Origin of the sequence: Actinacidiphila epipremni (genome assembly GCF_012034175.1) — a bacterium.
Lineage (GTDB): Bacteria > Actinomycetota > Actinomycetes > Streptomycetales > Streptomycetaceae > Actinacidiphila > Actinacidiphila epipremni.
The window spans coordinates 53,145-71,462 of sequence record NZ_JAATEJ010000001.1; the positions used below are offsets into that span (position 1 = coordinate 53,145).

10 protein-coding genes and 1 other RNA gene are annotated in these 18,318 nt (G+C 71.0%); 9 read left to right on the plus strand and 2 right to left on the minus strand.

Annotation, left to right across the window (positions count from 1 at the left end):
* Positions 1–2: 2 nt before the first annotated feature.
* Positions 3–4,082, minus strand: a complete 4,080-nt coding sequence (locus HCN08_RS00170) for a hypothetical protein (RefSeq protein WP_322974144.1) — start codon at positions 4,080–4,082, stop codon at positions 3–5.
* A 532-nt stretch (positions 4,083–4,614) separates the two neighbouring features.
* On the opposite strand from HCN08_RS00170, the gene HCN08_RS36025 reads away from it, so the two are divergent.
* Entirely contained in the window at positions 4,615–11,691 is a 7,077-nt protein-coding gene (locus HCN08_RS36025; protein WP_265738137.1) for an RHS repeat-associated core domain-containing protein, read from the plus strand.
* Between the two features lie 23 nt (positions 11,692–11,714).
* Positions 11,715–12,689, plus strand: a complete 975-nt coding sequence (locus HCN08_RS00180; protein ID WP_167980731.1) for a DUF3710 domain-containing protein — start codon at positions 11,715–11,717, stop codon at positions 12,687–12,689.
* Between the two features lie 128 nt (positions 12,690–12,817).
* Here HCN08_RS00180 and HCN08_RS00185 read toward each other — a convergent pair whose 3' ends face one another.
* Complete coding sequence (locus HCN08_RS00185) at positions 12,818–13,009, minus strand: hypothetical protein (protein ID WP_167980732.1); 192 nt, start codon at positions 13,007–13,009, stop codon at positions 12,818–12,820.
* 330 nt (positions 13,010–13,339) lie between these two features.
* Here HCN08_RS00185 and ftsE point away from each other — a divergent pair, with 330 nt between their 5' ends.
* The 7 genes from ftsE (at position 13,340) to HCN08_RS36360 (ending at position 18,313) form a co-directional block, all read left to right on the plus strand.
* Positions 13,340–14,029: a cell division ATP-binding protein FtsE gene (gene ftsE / locus HCN08_RS00190; RefSeq protein ID WP_167980733.1), complete on the plus strand. Its 690-nt coding sequence runs from the start codon at positions 13,340–13,342 to the stop codon at positions 14,027–14,029.
* A 72-nt stretch (positions 14,030–14,101) separates the two neighbouring features.
* Positions 14,102–15,019, plus strand: coding sequence for a permease-like cell division protein FtsX (ftsX, locus tag HCN08_RS00195; RefSeq protein WP_167980735.1), 918 nt, complete (start codon positions 14,102–14,104; stop codon positions 15,017–15,019).
* Positions 15,020–15,131: 112 nt separating this feature from the next.
* The gene (locus HCN08_RS00200) at positions 15,132–16,406 is read left to right on the plus strand and encodes a S41 family peptidase (protein WP_167980736.1); all 1,275 of its coding nucleotides are present in this window, start codon (positions 15,132–15,134) and stop codon (positions 16,404–16,406) included.
* A gap of 18 nt (positions 16,407–16,424) precedes the next feature.
* Entirely contained in the window at positions 16,425–16,901 is a 477-nt protein-coding gene (smpB, locus tag HCN08_RS00205; RefSeq protein WP_167980737.1) for an SsrA-binding protein SmpB, read from the plus strand.
* 126 nt (positions 16,902–17,027) lie between these two features.
* Positions 17,028–17,397, plus strand: a transfer-messenger RNA (tmRNA) gene (ssrA, locus tag HCN08_RS00210).
* 178 nt (positions 17,398–17,575) lie between these two features.
* Positions 17,576–17,956, plus strand: coding sequence for a helix-turn-helix domain-containing protein (locus HCN08_RS36355; RefSeq protein WP_322974146.1), 381 nt, complete (start codon positions 17,576–17,578; stop codon positions 17,954–17,956).
* A gap of 12 nt (positions 17,957–17,968) precedes the next feature.
* Positions 17,969–18,313 carry a hypothetical protein gene (locus tag HCN08_RS36360; RefSeq protein ID WP_322974147.1) on the plus strand — a complete coding sequence of 115 codons (345 nt, stop codon included), beginning with the start codon at positions 17,969–17,971 and terminating at the stop codon, positions 18,311–18,313.
* The last annotated feature ends 5 nt before the right edge of the window (positions 18,314–18,318 follow it).

Here is an 18,318-nt window from a genome sequence, read left to right on the forward strand (position 1 = left end):
CCTCACTCCTCCGGCGGCACGAGCACCGTCAGGTCGCCGGTGACCGCCGCGGCGAGCGCCGCGTAGCCATCGGGCGTGAGGTTGACGTGATCGCCGGCGTCGAAGTCGAACGGAGCCGCCTGATTGCTGAGCTGTTGCTCGGGCGGGGTCGCGGTGCCGGCGGGATCGTCCACGGCGACCTGGGCGTTCGCGTCGACGTACGTCTGCCCCGGCGGATTGGCCGCGAGGACGCCGCTGATCCACTCGTTGGCCGACTGCCGGTCGGCGTCCACCGCGTCGGTGCAGAGGGAGAACCCCTCGCAGGGGGTCAGCGTCATGACGACCGTCCGGATGCCCCACGCCTGCAACTGGTCCAGCAGGATCTGGTAGGCGCTGGTCAACTCGGCGTCGTCCGTGCCGTTCAGCAGGTCCGTCAGCCCTTCGTCGACGACGACCGTACTGACGCCGGGATTCGCCAGGACGTCCTGGTCCAGCCGGTTCAGCAGGGAACGGCCGCCCCCGTTGCCGGCCGAGACGTCGGTCGCCACCCGGTTGTTGAGGACGTCCGCGGCGACGACCCCGTAGCGGGGCACGTCCTGGGTGGTGGACTGGAGGCTGCGCGCGAGAGCCCCGCCCAGCCGCCACGGCACCCCGGGCGGGCCGTAACCCCCGAGTGCCTTGGTCCCGGTGGTGTTGACCAGGTGGTCGCCGACGGTGACCACGGTGCCCGGCGAACCGGCGGACAGGACGTCCACGTTCGTCAGGATGTCGCTGAAGAACCCGTAGGGCAGACCGGTGTTGACGAAGGCGGTGTTGCCCGTGTCGGCGGTGTGGTCGCCGCTTCCGACCGGGCTGACGTAGAGGTAGGTGTCCGAGGCCCAGGCGTGCTCGGGTATGTAGCGGAGGCTGGTCGCCAGATGGAAGCTGATGGCCACCGGATGCAGGGCGGTGACCGTCGCCGTCAGCGGATCGCTGTACACCTCGCCGTTGCCGGGTATGACCACGCCGGTCGAGCCGCCGAAGGTCAGGTCGACCGGGGTGTCCGCGGTGGCGGCGCCCGAGCCCTGGTGTGCGAAGGTCACATGGTCGATGTGCAGCGGTGTCTGGTTGCCGCGGTTGGACAGCCTGATGCGCACTCCGCTGCCGCCGGTGCTCGGCGTCACCAGCGTCCGGAAGGTCTGGTTGCCGTAGTCCGCGCCGCCGATGTAGTTGTACGCGCCGCTCGAACTCGGCGAGCTCCATGCACCGGTCCAGCTGCCGCCGCCCGGCGCCGTCGTCGTGTCACGCACGGCCATTGCCAGGATGTGCAGGCCGGGGACGAAGGCCTGCAGGCTGCTGTTCAGGTCGGGCAGTGTCACCGAGGCCACCGCGGCGCCGCGGGCGAGCGGGACCGCGAAGGCGTAGATGTTGTGCGCCTTGGCGAACTGCCCCGTGGGGGCGTTGGTGTTCGGGAAGCTGCTCACCGACAGCTGGTAGGGGCCCGAGGCCCAGTCCGGCACCGACAGGTAGTAGGACTGGGGCGCGGTCCCGTCCGCGTAGGTGATCGTCCCCGAGGGCTCGGTGCAGTCGCTGTAGTGGGTGCCGTCGTAGCCGAAGGTGCAGTTGGTCGCGCTGACGGCGGTGCCGTCGGGCACGTAGGGGCTGCTGTGGTCGGCGGGGGCGCGGTCGGCGGCACTGCCGCCGTATGTCGAGGTGGCGAGGAAGAGCAGGGCGTCGCCCTGCTCGCCGCTCATGGTGATGGTCTGGTTCGCCGCGAGGACGTTGTCGGGTGCGCCCGAGCCGAAGTCCGGCAGCGTGAAGGTGGCGCCGTCCACGGTGAGCTTGCCGCCGGGCTGCCAGCCCTGCGCCTCCAGGTCCTGCAAAGAGAAGGAGTAGCCGGCGCCGTCGATGTTCGCCGCGCCCGGGTCGGCGTTGTCCGACACCGCCGTGTTGTCGAAGGCCGCGCTCAGGCTCGGGTACGTCTTCCCCGCGTGGCCCACCGCCGTGAAGTGGTATTCGTGCATGGGCGATTCGTTGCCGGCCGAGTCCAGCGCGTAGGCGAACAGCGTGTGCGTGCCCGGCGCGACGGGGGTCGCGGTGTATGTGGCCGTGTTGTTCGTCGCGGTCTTGGTCTGGCTCGCCGGCGCCCCCGAGGTCGGGGGCGGGGAGTCCAGGCCGAAGACGAACTTCGCCGCGTTGTTCTGGCTCGTGCCGGGGTCGACCTTCGCGGTGAAGGCGCCGGGCGTGCCGGCGGGCGCGCCGGGGGCGCCGTCCGCGTCGATGTCGGGGTAGACGTCGGCCGTCATCGTCGGTTCCACCGGGGCGCGCTGGTCGACGGTGAAGTGGCAGGTCGAGGTGTTGGCCTTGGAATCCTCGCCGTCGCTCACCGACACCTGCCAGTTGACGACGGTGCCGTCGGCGAGGCCCTTGATGTACGCGAGCGGGAAGGAGGCCGGCGCCTGCTGCCCGCTGGAGACGTCCTTGCTCTTCAGGGTCGCCTTGGCACCCGTGCCCACCCAGTAGGTGTACGTCGCCTGGAGCGCGTCCTTGTCCGGGTCGGAGACCAGCGCGCTCAGCGACGGCGGCGTCGTGGCGACGGTCTTGCCCAGGACCGGGTAGGGCGTGGCGGTGGCGCAGCCGTATGTCGAGCCGGTGACCTTGACGGTCGGCGTGCTCGGCGCGTTGGGCACCCGGTTGTACGTGATGCTGACCGATGGGTTCGCGGCGAACCGCTTGAAGTGGTAGCCGTTCGTCTCGTTGGCGTTGATCAGGACGAAGGCGAGTGACGACCAGTGGCCCGCCGCCGCCTTGACGAGGGTCGAGGTCGCCGCGAAGCCGCCGGAGACGTAGCTGCTGCAGGTGGGAGCGAACGACTGGCTGCCGATCTTCGCTCCGGCGGCGGGCTTGGTGTTCCAGCTGAAGGCCTTGCTGACCGCCGACGTCTGGTACATGGTGACCGTGCTGGTGGTGTCGCACTGGGCCGCGTACGTCTCGGTGGTGTTGATCACGGCGCTGACGACATGCGCTCCCCAGATCACCGAGGGCACGGCGAGCTGGTAGTAGGAGCGCTCGATGCCCTTGCAGCCGGAGTAGGTGTTGTCACCGACGCCGGGATCGCCGTACTCGGTGGAGTCGAAGTTGGACGCCGTGGGGCAGCCCTGCTGGACCTCGTTCCAGTGCTGCCGCGCCCCGGACGTCGGATGCGGGTTCCAGGTCGGGTCGATGTAGACCGGGTAGACGGTGTCCTTGCCGGTGAGCAGCTTCCGGTCGGGTGTGAGGGTGAGCTTGCCGGCGGACACGTCCACGCCGAGGGGCGCGGTGTGCGCGCCGGGCTGCGGGCTCGCGGCCGAGGGCAGGACCGCGGAGCGGGCGCGTACGGCCGGTGACACGGTCCGCGCACCGGCCACGCCGGCCGCCTTCGCGGAGTCCCACATGAGGGGCGCCGGCGCGCTGTAGGCGACGTCGCCGCCCGGGGTGACCGCGGCGAGACCCTCGGGCCCGGCGTCCTCGACGGTGACGCCGGTGGCATGGGTGGCGAGGACCAGCGAGCCGAGCGCGGGATCGGCCGCGGCGGTCGCCGACTTGACGACCAGCACCTCGGAGAAGCCGCCCAGCGTCGTGGCGGTGACCTTGAGGTCGATGTCCGGCAGGACGTCCGGGTAGGTGAGCGTGTCGCCCGCGGCGGTCGGCGCGGGCAGCGCGGTGGGCCAGCCGAAGGCCAGCTGCTCCGTGCCCGCGCCCATCGCCGCCAGCGGCACGGAGCCGCCGCCGGACAGGGTGAGCTGGCCGGTCGCCGCGGTGGGGCTGTACGTGCCGTCCGCGTTGTGCACGAGCGTGGCGTCGACCGGCGTCCACGCCCCGTTCTTCCTGACCCGTACCGGCAGCAGGCTGGAGTCGTACGTGGTGGTGCCGGACGGGTTGACCGTCGTCGTGGACGTCTGGGTGGTCAGCGCGTCCACGGTGACCGGCTTGCCCGCGGCGGCGGCCTGCGCCTGTGCGTCCTGCACCGCCTTGCGCTGCGCGGCCGTCAGGCCGTCCGCGTCGTCCCGGGGCGCGAGCGGTGCGCCGGGCGCCGGCGCCGGCTCGTCGGGCTGCGGCGCCGGTGTGGCCTGCGCCCCGGACACGGGGGCCGCCGGGCCGCCGGAGTCGGCGACCGCTGCCCCGCCATTTGCAAGAGCTATACCTGGCGTAATTACGCCGACTATCGTCGCGACCGTGAATGCGGACTTCCATATTCCGCGCGGACGGCCTGTTTTTCGGCAGCGCAAACGTACCCGTCGACGCATTTCCCCACCCCTGAGTCAAATCGAATCGAGATGCAACCCGGAGCAAGGTAGCGGCTGCGTGTTCGATTCAGCAAGTAGTCACGCACAGGTGACCCTCCGTCAGTTGGTGAGGTCAGTTGCCTCCCGTGTGAAGGATGGGGTGACCGTCAAGTCCCGATTGTTGCCCTAAGGGTGGGTTGGTTCATCATGTACCGGACATGAAGGGTATGCGAGGCATCGTTCTACTGTTTTGACCATCCCATGGGATATGCGCGGGTCGATCTTTACTCTTCATTCCCTCGAAAGGAATCCCGCTCCGAAGACTTGATTGCTAGCTTCAGCCTTCTGCTTGTCCACACCTTGGGGGGTTGCGGTGCGCAGTCATATCGGCATGCCATTGCGGAGACGCTCGGCGCGAGGTGCCCGCAAATCCTGGGCATGGGGCCTGTGGGCCGCCCTCCTCGCACTGGTCGTGCCGTTCGTCGCCGGCGGGCCGGCCGCCGTCGCCGACGCTCCGGACTACCGGGTCACGCTCACGAAGGAACGGGCCGTGCCGGTCACGCCGGTGGCCGCGCACAAGGTCAAGGTCCCCACGATGCCCGCCTGGGACCCGGCCGCCGCGCACCGCAGCTGGCCGGCGGCCGGCAGCGCCGACGTCGCCGTCGCCGCCACGCAGGCCAGGGCGGCGAGCCTGCCCGTGCGAATAGCCCAGGCCCCCGCCGCGAAGGCCACGGCGACCGGCGGCACCGCGAGGACCGCCTCGGGCACGAAGCAACCCGCCACCCGTACCCCCGCCACCCGTACCCCCGCCACCCGTACCCCCGCCACCCGTACCCCCGCCACCCGTACCCCCGTCACCCGCGCCCGCGTCACCGTCGCCGACCGCACGGCGACCCAGCGCCTCCACCTCGACGGCGTCGTCCTCCAGGTCACCCGGTCCGACGCCGCCACCGGCACCGGCGACGTCACCGTCAGCCTGGACTACTCCGCCTTCAAGGACGCCTACGGCGCCGACTGGGGCTCCCGCCTGCGACTGGTCTCGCTGCCCGCCTGCGCACTGACCACCCCCGACCTCCCCGCCTGCCAGACGCAGACGCCGCTGCCCTCCACGAACGACAGCGGCACCCACGTGGTCTCCGCCGTGGTGCCGCTGTCCACCACCGCGGTGCTGGCCGCCGCCGCGGGCACCGCGAGCGGCGGCGGCAGCTTCTCCGCGACCTCGCTGGCGCCCTCGGGCCAGTGGTCGGCCGGCAGCGCGACCGGCGACTTCTCCTGGTCCTACCCGATCGGCCTGCCCGACGTCCCCGGCGGCCTCGAACCCTCCGTCGCCCTCGGCTACAGCTCGCAGAGCATCGACGGCCGCACCTCCAGCACCTCCCCGCAGGCCTCCTGGATCGGTGACGGCTGGGACTACTCGCCCGGCTTCGTCGAGGAGTCGTACGCCGGCTGCTCCGACGACACCGCCGGCGGCAGCCCCAAGACCGGCGACCAGTGCTGGTCGGACGCCACCGACACCCTCACGCTCTCCCTCAACGGCTCCTCCAACACCCTGGTCCACGACGACGCCACCGGCACCTGGCACCCGCAGGGCGACTCCGGCGAGATCGTCAGCATCGCCACCGACACCGTCAACCCGGACCAGGAGCACCGCTACTTCACCGTCACCACCACCGACGGCACCACGTACTACTTCGGCCGCAACCGGCTGCCCGGCTGGTCCGACCACGGCACCGCCGCCGACGACCCGGTCACCAACTCGGTGTGGACCGCCCGCGTCTACGGCAACGACACCGGCGAGCCCTGCCACGCCTCGACGTTCGCCGCCTCCGCCTGCGACCAGGCCTACCGGTGGAACCTCGACTACGTCGTCGACGACCACAGCAACGCCATCAGCTACTGGTACACCCCGGAGACCGGCTACTACGGCGCCGACAACGCCACCACCCCGGCGGCCTACAGCCGCGGCGGCTACCTGACGAAGATCCAGTACGGCCAGCGCGCCGGCAAGGTCTACGACACCGCGGGCACCCCCGCCGCCGCCCAGGTCTTCTTCGACACCGCCGAACGCTGCCTGCCCACCTCCGGCTTCGACTGCGCCCCGGCCAAGCTCACCGCCGCCAACGCCGCCCACTGGCCCGACGTGCCGGCCGACCAGATCTGCGCCTCGACCGGCACCTGCAACAACCACGGCCCCGCCTTCTTCACCACCCGGTGGCTCAGCGGCATCCGCACCCAGATCCTCACCGGCGGCAGCTACCGGAACGTCGACTCCTGGGCGCTCACCCACAGCTTCCCGCCGCCCGCGGACGCCAAGGACACCACGACCCCGACCGCATGGCTGACCGGCATCACCCGCACCGGCCTCGACGGCGGCACCCTGGCCACCAAGCCCCTCACCTTCGCCGGCCAGGCGATGGTCAACCGGGTCGACGGCCTCGACGGCTACCAGCCGCTCGCCCGCTACCGGCTCACCGACATCACCACCGAGACCGGCGAGGTCATCAAGGTCCAGTACACCGCCCCGCAGTGCCACCGGTCGGGCACCACCGTGCTGCCGTCCGCCGCGGACGACAACCACCTGCTGTGCTACCCCGTCTACTGGACCCCGCCCGGCCAGGTCGACCCCCAGCTGGACTGGTTCAACAAATACCTCGTCCACGCCGTCACCGAGCAGGACCCGACCGGCGGCAGCCCGCCCATGGAGACCGTCTACTCCTACGGCGGCGACCCTGCCTGGCACTACGCCGACGACCCCGGCACACCCGCCAAGTACCGCACCTGGAACCAGTGGCGCGGCTACGGCCAGGTCGACACCCGCACCGGCTCCGACACCACCGGCGTCACCCTCGCCCGGGTCAGCTACTTCCGGGGCATGGACGGCGACAAGACGTCGACCGGCACCCGGAACGTCTCCCTCACCAGCTCGGGCGGCGACGTCACCGTCGCCGACAAGGACGAGTACGCCGGCCAGACCTTCGAGGCGCGCAACTACGACGGCGACGGCGGCGCGCAGCTCTCCGACGCGGTGACCGTCCCCTGGGAGAGCGCCGCGACGGCCACGCAGACCCGTACCAAGGCCGGTCTCGGACCGATCAGCTCCCACATCCTCGGGCTGGCACGCGAACGCGTCACCACGACCAAGGCCGACGGCACACCGATCACCGACGAGACCGACTACACCCACGACGCCACGACCGGCCTGGTGCTCGCCGTCGACGACAAGGGCGACCTCGCCACCGCCACCGACGACCGCTGCGAGAAGACCGCCTACGCCAAGAACGCCGCCGGCGGCCTGCTGCCCGCCCCGCGCCGCATCACCTCGCTCGGCGTCGGCTGCGCCGCGACCCCGGCCTACCCCGGCGACCTGCTCGGCGACGACCTGATCTTCTACGACGGCGCCACCGACAGCACCGCCCCGGTCACCGGCCCCGCCGACGTCACCAAGGTCCAGCGGGCCGACTCCGCGGCGGCCGACGGCACACCGCACTACGTCACCGCCACCGCGTACACCCTGCCGGGCACCAACACCCCGGACTACGACATCTACGGCCGGCAGCTGAGCCAGACCGACGCCCTCGGCCACCGCACCGTCACCGCCTACACCCCGGCGACCGGCGCCGCGCCCACCCAGATCAAGACCACGGAACCGCAGGTGACCGGCCAGTCGCTGCCGTTCACCTCCACCACCACCTACGACCCGGCCCGCGGCCTGGCCCTGTCCACCACCGACGTCTCCGGCTACACCAGCACCAGCACCTACGACCCGCTCGGCCGGATCACCGCCGGCTGGAGCCCCGGCTTCTCGCAGGCCCGGGGCGACCAGCCCAACATCACCTACAGCTACGACCTGTCCAACAGCGCGCCGTCCACCGTCACGACGAAGTCGCTCGTCGACAACGGCACCGCCACCACGTACCGCACGTCGATCACGCTCTACGACGCGCTGCTGCGCGCCCGCGAGACGCAGACCGCGACGGCCGACGGCGGACGCGTCGTCACCGGCACCGAGTTCGACGACCACGGCTGGGCGGTCAAGTCCAGCGGCCCCTACTACACCTCGGGCGCACCGGACGGGACGCTCGTCTCCGCGCCCGACGACCAGGTCGCCACCGAGAGCGCGACCTTCTACGACGGCGCCGGCCGCGTCACCGCCTCCGCCGCGTACGCCAAGGGCTCCGAGACCTGGCGCACCACCACGGCGTACCCCGGCTCGGACCGCACCGACGTCACCCCGCCGGACGGCGCCAGCCCCACCACGACCTACACCGACGGCCGCGGGCGCCCCGTCGCACTGCTCACCTACCACGGCAGCACCCCCAGCGGCCCGGCCGACACCATCCGCTACAGCTACGACAAGTCCGGCCACCAGACGGGTATCGCCGACGACGACGGCAACACCTGGTCGTCCACGTACGACATGCTCGGCCGCAAGGTCTCCCAGACCGACCCGGACACCGGCACGTCGTCCACCAGCTACGACCTGACGGGCCTGGCGCTCACCTCGACCGACGCCCGCGGCAAGCAGGTCAGCACCGCGTACGACGAGCTGGGCCGCCCGACCGCCACGTACGACACCACCGGCGGCGCCACCCCCTCGACCGCGAACCGGCTGGCGTCCTGGACGTACGACACGCTCAAGAAGGGCCTGCCCACCGCCACCACGTCCTACGACGACGGGCTCGCCTACACCAGCAAGATCCTCGGCTACGACAGCCACGGCTGGACCCAGTCCACCGAGACGATCATCCCGTCCGGCGACGGCAACCCGGCCGGCACGTACATCACCGACCGCACGTACACGCCGACCGGCAATCTGCGCTCCTACACCGACAGCGCCGCCGGCGCCCTGCCCCAGGAGACCGTCAGCTACGGCTACGACACCTTCGGCCGTCCGACGTCGGCCGGCGGTGACGCCGGCAGCTGGGACTACGTCGACAAGCTCGCCTGGACCGAATACGACGAGCCCCAGCAGTTCACCTTCGGGCCGTCCGGGAACTTCGCGCAGGAGACGTACTCCTACGACGAGCAGACCCGGCGGCTCAAGGGCCAGCTGACCGTCACCCAGTCCGGTCGGGTGCGTGCCGACGACGTCGCCTACGACTACAAGGCGTCCGGCGAGGTCACCCGGATCAGCGACAAGCTCGACTCCGGGCAGACCGACACCCAGTGCTTCCGCTACGACGGCGCGCAGCGGCTGTCGGCCGCGTGGACCGCGACCGACGACTGCGCCGCCACCCCCGCGGCAGGATCCGCCGCCACCGTGGGCGGCCCGGCACCGTACTGGCAGTCCTGGACCTACGACGCGACCGGCGACCGGGCCTCGCAGACCGAGCACAACCTGGCCGGGGACGCCGCGCAGGACGCCGTCGCCACCTACGCCGACGCCAAGGCGAGCGGGGGCCCCGCCCACGCGCTGGCGTCCGTCGGCACCCACACGCCGGGCGCGCCCGTACCCGACGCGACCACCTCGTACAGCTACGACGCGGCCGGCAACGTCGCCACCCGCACCACCCAGGCCGGCACCGACACCTTCACCTTCGACACCCAGGGCAAGCTCGCCGAGCTCCAGCAGTCCGGCCACCAGGACGCGACGACGTACGTCTACGACGCCGGCGGCAACCTGCTGGTGCGGCGGGACGCGGCGGGCAGCACGGTCTTCCTCGGCGACGAGGAGATCACCCTCAAGGCGGGGGAGAGCAACCGGACCGGCGTGCGCTACATCTCCATCGGCGGCATGCCGGTCGCCGTGCACTCCTCGGACGGCACCTTCTCCTACCTCGTCTCCGACCGGCAGGGCACCGGCCAGCTCCAGATCGACGCCGTGAGCCAGGCCCTCACCCGCCGCCAGTACCTGCCCTTCGGCGGCACCCGCACCTCCACCACCGGCTGGGTCGGCGACCGCGGCTTCGTCGGCGGCCAGCAGGACGACGCCACGGGCCTGACGAACCTCGGGGCCCGCGAGTACGACGCCTCCACCGGCCGTTTCCTCACCCCCGACCCGCTGCTCTCCCCGACCGACCCGCAGTCCCTGAACGCGTACTCCTACGCCGACAACAGCCCCGTCACGCTGTCGGACCCGAGCGGCAACCAGCCCGACGACTGCATCTACTACACGTGCAAGCGGGTCGGGAACACCTGGGCGTTCGGCGGCCTGCGCCCGGGCAAGGGCAACGGCGGCAGCAGCGGCGGCACCAGCAAGACCCCGGTGTCCGCGACCACGGCCAAGGCCCAGGACGACGCGGCGGCGGCCCAGCGCGCCGCCGACACCGCCAACTCCGTCGCCGCGGCGGCCCGGGCCCACAAGGAGGGCCTGGTCCACAAGATCATCGACCTGGTCGGTGACCTGATCGGCGTCAACGACGCGATCAGCTGCTTCACCGAAGGCAACGTCATGGGCTGCATCAACACAGCCCTGGGCTCGGTCCCGTGGACCAAGGTCTTCAAGGCGTTCAAGGTCGGCGTCAAGGCGTTCAAGATCTGGCGCGACGTGGAGAAGGCGGAAGCCGCCGTCAAGGACACGTCCGAGGCGCTGAACGTCGCCGAGGAGATCGCGGTCGCCAAGCGGCAGGCCGCCGACGCGGCGGAGCTGGACGACGCGGCGAACGCCGCCGCCAAGTCCGCGGAGGAGGCCCCGACCCCGGAGCCGGCCTCACCGGGATGCCCGACGCACAGCTTCCTCGCCTCGACGCCGGTCGCCCTGGCGTCGGGCGGCAGCAAGCCCATCTCCCAGGTCAAGGCCGGGGACACGGTCCTTGCGACCGACCCGCAGACGGGGCTGACCCGGCCCGAGAAGGTCACGAAGGTCATCGTCACCCACACCGACGAGGACTTCACCGACCTGACGGTGAAGAGCGACGCCCGGCCCAACGCCCCGCCGGCCACGCTCACCACCACCTGGCACCACCCCTTCTGGGACGCCACCCACCACCGCTGGACCGACGCCCACGACCTCACCCCCGGCACCCACCTCCGCCAGCCCGACGGCACCCCCGCCACCATCACCGCCGTCCGCAACTACCACCACCACACCCTCACCTACGACCTCACGGTCGCCGACCTCCACTCCTACTACGTCCTCGCCGGCACCACCGCCCTCCTCGTCCACAACTGCGGAACGGGAGCGTCCTCCAGCGGTGGCTCTCCCGATGAGCCCGCGCGGAGCGCCCACGGGAACACCGACCCTGCGGCGCTTCCGGAACTCCCCACTCCGGACGGTGGCTATGCAAGGCCCCAGCGGAGCACGGAACCCGAGGGGACCACGCGGAGGGCATCGCAGTCGGTCGGCGATGCAAGCCGTGACAGAACGTCCAGCGTCGGACGTTCTGTCAGCAATCCCGAAGACTTCGCGCATGCGATGGGGGACGTCGTACACACTCCGGATGGCTTGACAGGTGCGACGATGACGCTCGGAATGGTCGCCGCCCGGACCTGGCAGTTGATCCGGGGCCGATTCCGTAGGGCTCCTTGACGGGCGAGTGGAAGGGGAACGCGATGCGCAGCGCGGCCTGGGAGATCGTCAGGGAGTACGAGCGTTCGGGCGCCGTGTCGCCCGGCACCGAGAAGGCTTCGGGTTTCGGCGAGTGGAGCAGGCTGACGCCTGCGTGGGTGCTCTTCGCCGCCCTGAAACTCGAGGTCCTGGCTCGCCAGGACGCCGGTGATCCGGTGGAGAAAATTGTCGACGACCTGCGCGGACCGCTTTCTCGTGACGCCGCGACGCAGCTGGTGCGTGCGGCCATGGGGGACATGGAAGAAGTCCGGAAAACCGCTCCACGATCGGCGGTGACCCTGCAGAACGTCGCCGCGACGCTGTCGGCGGCCTGGGCCCGGGACGGCGTTCCGGACGCCGATGTCGACTTCCGGCTGGCCGCGGCCGAGGACGTCGCCTCGGACAGCGTGCGGCTCATGACCGCAGCGGACGGGGCGGGACGGGGGCGGGACACGGGGCCGTGGGACATCCGGGAGGTGCGGGACACCGCCACGGCGGGCCTTGCGGATCTCGGCGGGCTGCTCGTGCCGGTCGGAGCCGGAGTGCGGCTGGATCCCGTCTACGCGTGGGCTGAAGGCCCCGCTGTCGCGATCACGCTCTTCGGCGCGGGAACGGCGCTCCAGTTGCAGGCGTACCGGGCACGTCCGGGACGCTCGTGGGACAGCGTCCGGGCCCAGCTGAGCCGCTCGGTCACCGCGTCCGGAGGAACGGCGGCGGAATGGGCCGGCCCCGCAGGACTCGAACTGCGCGCTCGGCAGCCGGTGCAGAGCGGGGGCGCCCCTCACATGATGGATGTGCGCTTCGCCGGATGCGACGGCCCCGGATGGCTTCTGCGGGCCACGATCACCGGAGGGGGAGCGGCACCGGAAAGCGTCGAGGGCTGGGCCTACGAGGTTGTCCGCGGCACCGTGGTGAACTCCGGCTACGCACCTGACCCCTCGGCCGACTTCGTCACCCTCCGCTGGCCGCCCGAGCGGTGAACCTCGCCGTCCTCGCGGGCTCGATACGCGTCCGCCTCGGCGTGCGAGACCTGACCGTCGCCGGGTCGTGGCGTGGGTCAGTGGCGCGGGGGCTCAGGGGGGGAGGTTCACTCAGGGTCGGAGAATGCTTACGCCGTGGCGTGCTCCACCACGAGGACGACGGCGAGGAGGGCCACGAGGAGGGCGATGAGCGCCGCGGGCGATATCGAGGACCAGCCCGGCTCCTGCTGCAGCCGCGCGCGGTTGGCGCGGCAGACCGCGCAGCGGCCCTCCGCCACCGGGCCGGAACAGTTCGCGCACACCAGCCGGTCGACTGTCATGGTGGTCTCCTCACTCCGTCCGGTGAACGCTACCGGTGGGTGAATCGTTCCCGAGCGCATCCGCTCGTATGCGCCCGCAGCCCTGCCGGCCGCGCCCTCTGCGTGCCCCGACTGCACGACACGCTTACTCCACTCTGCCAGGTTCCCGCCCGCCGCGCCCGCCCACCCGGCCCCCGGCCGGCAACGCTCTGCGCGGAATGGACGCGCTTGCCCGGATATGGCCTGTGGGACCGCGCACGAACCCGCCGCGACGACTGCGCTCCCCGCGCGCTCTCGCGTAGTGTCGCCCCCATCCCCTGTCCGCTCACCCCGCAAACCACTGGTGCGAACGTGATCCGATTCGACAACGTCTCCAAGACCTACCCGAAGCAGAACCGTCCCGCCCTGCGCGATGTCTCGCTGGAGATCGAGAAGGGCGAGTTCGTCTTCCTGGTCGGGTCCTCGGGCTCGGGCAAGTCGACGTTCCTGCGGCTGATCCTGCGCGAGGAGCGGACCGACACCGGCATGGTGCACGTGCTCGGCAAGGACCTCGCCCGGCTGTCGAACTGGAAGGTCCCGCACATGCGGCGCCAGCTCGGCACCGTCTTCCAGGACTTCCGGCTGCTGCCCAACAAGACGGTCGCCGAGAACGTGGCCTTCGCCCTCGAAGTCATCGGCAAGCCGCGCGGCACCATCCGCAAGACCGTGCCGGAGGTGCTGGACCTGGTGGGCCTGGCCGGCAAGGAGGACCGGATGCCCGGCGAGCTGTCCGGCGGTGAGCAGCAGCGGGTGGCCATCGCCCGCGCCTTCGTCAACCGCCCGATGCTGCTGATCGCCGACGAGCCGACCGGAAACCTCGACCCCCAGACGTCGGTCGGCATCATGCGGCTGCTGGACCGTATCAACAGGACCGGCACCACCGTGGTGATGGCCACCCACGACCAGAACATCGTCGACCAGATGCGCAAGCGCGTCATCGAACTCGAGAAGGGGCGACTGGTACGCGACCAGTCGCGCGGTGTCTACGGCTACCAGCACTAGCCCGCAGCCGTACGCGGGCCGCGGCAGGCCCGCAGGACACCAGCCCCCTCCCGAAAGGACCCCTGACCCCCCATGCGCCTCCAGTTCTTCCTGTCGGAGATCGGCGTCGGCCTCCGGCGCAACCTCACGATGACCTTCGCCGTGATCATCTCCGTGGCGCTCTCGCTCGCCCTCGCCGGCGCGGCCCTGCTGGCCAACAAGCAGGTCGACTCGATGAAGGGCTACTGGTACGACAAGGTCCAGGTCACCGTCTACCTCTGCAACAAGAGCGACGCGGGCACCACGCCCAGCTGCGCCAAGGGCGCGGTGACCGACGACCAGAAGGCGACCATCCTGAAGGACATCAAGGCGCTCCCGGTCGTGGAGAAGGTCTACTACGAGAGCTCCCAGAACGCGTACAAGAACTACGAGAAGCAGTTCAAGAACTCGCCGCTGGCCACGTCCATCACGCCCGACCAGATGCCCGAGAACTACCGGGTCAAGCTCAAGGACCCGACGAAGTTCGCCGTCGTCGCGAGCGCCTTCGAGGGGCGGCCGGGCGTGCAGTCGGTCGAGGACCAGCGCGCGACGCTGCAGAACCTCTTCGCGCTGCTCAACGGCATGACGCGGGCGGCGTACGTGGCGCTGGCGTTCATGCTGACCGTCGCGATGCTGCTGATCATCAACACCGTGCGCGTATCGGCCTTCAGCCGCCGCCGCGAGACCGGCATCATGCGGCTCGTCGGCGCGTCCAGCTTCTACATCCAGATGCCGTTCATCATGGAGGCGGCCTTCGCCGGCCTGGTCGGCGCGGGTGTGGCGTGCGTCATGCTGCTCGGCGGGCGGTACTTCATGATCGACGCCGGGCTCAAGCTCCAGGACAAGATCCCCCTGGTGTCCTTCCTCGGCTGGGACTCGGTCATCAAGGTGCTGCCGCTGGTGCTGCTCATCGGTGTGGCGATGCCGGCGGTCGCCGCCTTCATCGCGCTGCGCCGCTACCTCAAGGTCTGAGCGGGGAACGGGAGTTCGGGGCGACGGGCGACCGTCGGCGGCGTCCGGCACGCGCGCCGGCGGTCGCCGCATCTTTCCGTACGGCGCCCGTTTCTCGCCTAGACTTCCGGCCATGTCCGGCCCGTTGCTGTTCGGGACGCCCCGCCGTATCCGCCGCGGGGCCACCCTGACGTTGGTCTTCGGCACCATGCTCGCCACCGGTGCCGCCGCGGGCAGCTTCGCCGAGCCGCAGCAGCGCGCGAGGATCGGCGCCGCCGCCGCGCCCGCCCCGGCCGTACGCGCCGGGAGCCCGGCCAACTCGGCCCGCACGGACGGCGCGAGCGGCGCCGCGGACGCCAAGTCCCGCGGTACGGACGGCCGGGCGACCCCGCGCGAGAGCGCCACCGGCCGGCCCGTCGACACCGACGGCATCGCCCGCAGGATCGCCGAGGGCACGGTCGGCCCGCAGGCCGTCCGCGGGCTCGTCAGCCGCAGCGGCGACCGCTGGTCGTCGGTCTACACCGCGCAGGAGTACGCCGGCCTCCAGGAGGCCCTGGACGGCCGCTACGTCGGCGTCGGGCTGTGGGTGCGGCGGGTGGACGGCGGCCGTATCGAGATCGCCCGGGTGCAGGACGGCAGCCCCGCCGCGCGGGCCGGCATCCGGGTCGGCGACGTCCTGGAGTCGATCGACTCCACCCGATGTACGGGCCTGGCCGTCACCGAGGTCGTCGCCGACCTGCGGGGCGCAGGCGTCCCCGGCTCCACCGTCACGCTCGTCGTCCAGCGCGGCGCCGAGCACCTCACCGTCGCCGTGCAGCGCGCCACGCTCCCCACCGAGGCCGTCACCGTCAGCCACCCCGACGGCGACGACGGCCCCACCGACATCGCCGTCGACGCCTTCTCCCTCGGCACCGGCAAGCAGGTACGGGCGGCCGTCGAGACCGCGCGGCACGGCGTGCTGCTGGACCTGCGGGGCAACTCCGGCGGCCTGGTCGACGAGGCCGTCGCCACCGCCTCCGCCTTCCTCGACGGCGGCCTCGTCGCCACCTACGACGTCCACGGCGAGCAGCAGGCCCTCTACGCCGCCCCCGGCGGCGACACCTCCGTGCCGCTGGTCGTCCTCGTCGACGGCGGCACCATGAGCGCGGCCGAACTGCTCGCCGGCGCGCTCCAGGACCGCGGGCGCGCGGTCGTCGTGGGCTCGCGCACCTTCGGCAAGGGCTCGGTCCAGATGCCCAGCACCCTCTCCGACGGCTCCGTCGCCGAGCTCACCGTCGGCCACTACTGCCTGCCGGACGGCCGCAGCGTCGACGGCCAGGGCATCGAGCCCGACGTCCAGGTCTCCGGCGGCGCCGACGCCATGGCCGCGGCCCGCGAGGTAATGGCTGGCCTCGGCACCCCCTCGTAGTGGGAGAATGGCCCTCCTATGGCAAAAGAGACCGGTCGCAAGATGATCGCGCAGAACAAGAAAGCGCGGCACGACTACCACATCCTCGACACGTACGAGGCCGGCCTGGTGCTCACCGGCACCGAGGTCAAGTCGCTGCGCCTGGGCCGCGCGTCGCTCGTCGACGGCTTCGCGCAGCTCGACGGCGGCGAGGCGTGGCTGCACAACGTGCACATTCCCGAGTACACGCAGGGCACCTGGACCAACCACTCGGCGCGGCGCAAGCGCAAGATGCTGCTGCACCGGGCGGAGATCGACAAGCTCAGCAGCAAGTCGCAGGAGACCGGCCACACGATCGTGCCGCTCGCGCTGTACTTCAAGGACGGGCGGGCGAAGGTCGAGATCGCGCTCGCGCGCGGCAAGAAGGAGTACGACAAGCGCCAGACGCTGCGCGAGAAGCAGGACCGGCGCGAGGCCGACCGCGCGGTCTCGGCGGCCCGCCGCCGCCAGCGCTGAGCGCTACCGACCCCGCGCTGCGCCCTCCGGGGGAATACGCTGGCCGCGTACGCCGTTGATCACGTACGATGGTGCCAGCGCCACCGGGCCATGGTGAGCCCGGCGAGCACCTTGAAAAAAACACATGGGGATGATCGGTTTCGACTGGGGATGTCGAAGCAGGGGAAGCGAGCCGAGGAAGCGGCAATGATCTCGTTAACCATATGCCGAAACCAATAATCGCCAACACCAAGCGCGATTCCTTCGCCCTCGCTGCCTAAGTAGCGACTTGCGAAGTGTCAGCCCGGGGCTGATCCCGACCCGGATCCTGGCATCATCAAGGGATCTAAACTTCCAGGACCGGTCACGGGTCCCGGAAGGAAACCAAACAGTGACTGGGCCCGTCGGCGGCTTGTCCGCGTGACCGCCGGGGCCGAGAAAAGCACAGCGGACTGCGCTCGGAGAAGCCCTGGTTCCGCACCACAGGACGCGGGTTCGATTCCCGCCATCTCCACTCATCCCATGCGCCGAACGGCGCCTCCCGTCTCCGGGGGGCGCCGTTCGGCGTTTCCTCGCGCTCCGGCACGTCACCGAGGGTGCGGCCGGAACGCGTCAGGTCATCACTACATGACTGGACGTGTGCGAGAGGTCCCCCCTAGGGTGAGAGCCGTTTCGTGACGTCTTGAGGTCGATGAATGCCGAATGAGCGCCTCCGTGCCGCGTTGCTCGAACGCGGGCTCACACTCGACGAACTGGCCGACTCCATCGACGTCGACCGGAAGACCGTCGAACGCTGGGTGACGACCGGACGCACTCCGTACCGTCGGCACCGGTACGCCGTGGCGGCGCGGCTCGGCCTCGACGAGACGTATCTGTGGCCCGACGCGTTCACGCCCGACCAGGTCGCCGGCGCGTCCGAGAGCGAGATCCTCACCGTCTACCCGCACCGCTGGTCCGTGCCCTCCGACCTGTGGCGGCGGATCTTCGAGACCGCGGAGCGCGAGATCGGCGTCCTCGTCTACAGCGGGCTGTTCCTGTCCGAGGACGCCGGCACCCACCAGGTCTTCCGCGACTAGGCGGACGCCGGCGTGCGGGTACGGATCCTCCTCGGGGATCCCGAGAGCGCGGCGGTCGCCCAGCGCGGCGCGGACGAGGGCCTGCACGAGGCCATGGCCTCGAAGATCCGCAACGCCCTGCTGATGTACCGGCCGCTGCAGGGTGTGGACGGCATCGACTTCCGCCTCCACGACACGATCCTCTACAACTCGATCTACCGCGCGGACGACCAGCTCCTCGTGAACACCCACATCTACGGCTTCAACGCGGCCCAGGCCCCGGTGCTCCACCTGCGGAAGGTCGCCGGGGGCGGCATGGTGAACCACTACCTCGACAGCTTCGAACGGGTCTGGGACCGCGCCCGGGAACTGGAGTGACCGAC

Coding starts and splice junctions, on each gene's coding strand:
- HCN08_RS00185 (WP_167980732.1), bottom strand. CDS start 13,009: ATGACAGTCGACCGGCTGGTGTGCGCGAACTGTTCCGGCCCGGTGGCG.
- HCN08_RS36355 (WP_322974146.1), top strand. CDS start 17,576: ATGCCGAATGAGCGCCTCCGTGCCGCGTTGCTCGAACGCGGGCTCACA.
- HCN08_RS00180 (WP_167980731.1), top strand. CDS start 11,715: ATGCGCAGCGCGGCCTGGGAGATCGTCAGGGAGTACGAGCGTTCGGGC.
- ftsX (WP_167980735.1), top strand. CDS start 14,102: ATGCGCCTCCAGTTCTTCCTGTCGGAGATCGGCGTCGGCCTCCGGCGC.
- HCN08_RS00200 (WP_167980736.1), top strand. CDS start 15,132: ATGTCCGGCCCGTTGCTGTTCGGGACGCCCCGCCGTATCCGCCGCGGG.
- smpB (WP_167980737.1), top strand. CDS start 16,425: ATGGCAAAAGAGACCGGTCGCAAGATGATCGCGCAGAACAAGAAAGCG.
- HCN08_RS36025 (WP_265738137.1), top strand. CDS start 4,615: ATGCCATTGCGGAGACGCTCGGCGCGAGGTGCCCGCAAATCCTGGGCA.